A 2,601-nucleotide genomic window follows, 5' to 3' on the forward strand; every position below is an offset into this window, starting at 1 on the left:
CGGAGTAGCGCAGAAGAAAGATGAAATCATCACGGCTCCCGGTCCCGGCGGCGGCCCGCATATCAGGATTTTTGACAATCATGCCAATTTGAAGGGCCAATTCTTCGCTTATGACAAAAATTTCCGCGGCGGAGTTAACGTGGCGGCCGGCGACATTGACAATGACGGGTTAGCGGAAATTATTACCGGCGCCGGCCCGGGCGGATCTCCCCATGTCAGAGTTTTTGAAACAAACGGGAAGTTGATTGGGTCTTTTTACGCTTATGAGGAAAAATTCACCGGCGGAGTTAGCGTGGGGACAATGGTGATTAAAAATTAGGTGTTAGGTTTTGCCTGCCTGCCGGCAGGGATATTGGATGCTGGGTTTTAGAATATTTCTGTTAGCCTGAAAGAGTTTAAAAATTTTTAATTTTTCATTTTTAATTTTTCATTTTTTAACCATATGTCCAAGCGAGCAATTTTTGATAAAAAAAACGTTTTAGTGACTGGCGGAGCCGGCTTTATAGGGTCTCATCTTTGCGACGAATTAGTTAAAACCTGTAAAGTAATTTGTATTGATAATTTTTCCACCGGCGACGAGAGAAACATTGACCATCTTCTGGCTGAAGAAAATTTTATGTTTATCCGGCACGACATAACCGAACCGATTGATTTGGAAAAATTGCCGGAATTGCAGAAATTTAAAATTCAGTTTCAGGGCATTCAGGAAATTTACAATCTGGCCTGTCCGATGTCGCCTCGGGATTTTAGCAAAAATAGAATAGCCAATATTTTGGCTAATTCTCACGGAGTAAAAAATACTCTTGATTTGGCCCGCCAGTATGAAGCTAAATTTATGCAATTTTCTTCCTCGGTGGTTTATGGCCCGAGGCGGGGGGAAAGCAAAAAGATCAAAGAGAATGAACTTGGGGAGGTTGATGTGTTGTCCGAGCGGAGTTCATACGACGAAGGAAAAAGATTTGCCGAAACTATGGTAAAAAATTATAAAGACGTTTATGGGATTGACGCGAAAATAATCCGTATTTTCAGGACCTATGGGCCGAGAATGAAGATTGATGACGATCAGATGATACCCGATTTTATAAGAGACGCCTTGGATAATAAAGACTTGAATATTTTTGGGGATAAAAGTTTTTTTTCTTCTTTTTGTTATGTAAGCGATATGGTTGACGCGGTTGTTAAAATGATGGAAAGCGATTTAGCCGGCCCCCTGAATGTTGGCTCGGATGTGGATATTTCCCTAACTGATTTGGCGCAGAAAATTATAAATATTATAGGCTCAAAATCAAAAATCGTTTATGCCGAGGAAAAATTATTTATGACTCCTTTGTGCCTGCCGGATATTACCGCGGTTAGGGAGGAATTGGGCTGGATGCCGGTAGTTACTTTGGAAAAAGGACTGGAAAAAAGCATTGACGACCTGCGCGCCAGCAAGGGTTTGAAAGGGCCAAAGCATGCGATTTAAATAAAAAAATAACAAAATAATAAAATAAAAATAACGGATTAATCTTTTAAATTATTTTATTATTTCATTTTTAAAAACATGGCTATTAATTTACCCCAAAAAATAAGCGACCAAAGTAATGGCGCGGAAGATGTTTTGAAGCAGGCCGAAGGCAAAGGCAACGGAAAAGAAGTTAAGAAAAAAAAATCTGAATTCGGCGGGTCGTTAACGGCCAGAATCAACAGCTTCCTTTTGGTTTTTTCACGGGTGCCCCTAAAAGAAAAATTATTTTTTGTCCAGTATCTTGGCATAATGTTAAAGTCGGGGATTTCCTTGGCCAGCGGCCTGAAGACTTTATCTGCCCAGACTTCAAATAAGCGTTTCGCTAAAATTATTGGAGAGATTGCCGGGAGCGTGGAAAAAGGAACCAGTTTTACCGAAAGTTTGAAGCCCCATAAAAAAGTGTTCGGCGAGTTGTTTATAAATATGATAGAGGCCGGGGAAGTTTCCGGAAAATTAGAAAACGTTTTGGTCCAGCTTTATATCCAGCTGAAAAAGCAGCATGAATTGTCTTCAAAGGTAAAAGGCGCCCTTACTTATCCAACCGTAATTGTGATGGCGATGGGTGGCATCGGGACGTTTATGATGGTTAAAATAGTGCCCCAGATGGTCGGAATGTTAGAATCTTTTAACGCCGAATTGCCCTTGGCTACCCGCGTTCTTATCGGCGTAAGCGATGCCATTGTTAACAACGGCCTGCTGGTAGCAGGGATATTAGTGGTTTCTGTTTTAGTTATTGTTCAGATTATGCGGACTTACCGAGGCAAATATTATTGGCAGGCGATAGTTTTGTATATGCCGATTATTTCTCCAATTGTGAAAAAAGTGAATTTGGCCAAATTTTCCAGAACCATCAGCACTTTGCTGAAAACCGATATTATGATTATAAAAACTTTCCAGATAACCGCCAATGTTTTAGGAAATCTCCATTACCGCAAGGCAGTTAACGAAATGAGCGAGAAGATAAAGAAAGGGAGCCAGATAAACGAAGTTGTGTCCTCCTACCCCAAACTTTTTCCGCCAGTCGTCAATCAGATAATCTCTGTCGGCGAGGAAACCGGGGAATTGGACAATATTTTAACTGAATTGGCGGATTT

At 41.0% G+C, this 2,601-nt stretch carries 3 protein-coding genes; all 3 read left to right on the forward strand.

Features of this window, described 5'->3' with window-relative positions; genetic code table 11:
- A partial coding sequence (locus tag PHQ42_05480; GenBank protein MDD5072149.1) for a hypothetical protein occupies positions 1-319 on the forward strand: 319 nt, incomplete at its 5' end.
- A gap of 123 nt (positions 320-442) precedes the next feature.
- Complete coding sequence (locus PHQ42_05485; GenBank protein ID MDD5072150.1) at positions 443-1,465, forward strand: GDP-mannose 4,6-dehydratase; 1,023 nt, start codon at positions 443-445, stop codon at positions 1,463-1,465.
- Positions 1,466-1,543: 78 nt separating this feature from the next.
- Positions 1,544-2,601, forward strand: a 1,058-nt coding sequence (locus PHQ42_05490) for a type II secretion system F family protein (GenBank protein ID MDD5072151.1), incomplete at its 3' end; no start/stop codon positions are given.

It is taken from the genome of Patescibacteria group bacterium, assembly GCA_028711655.1.
Classification (GTDB): domain Bacteria; phylum Patescibacteriota; class Patescibacteriia; order Patescibacteriales; family JAQTRU01; genus JAQTRU01.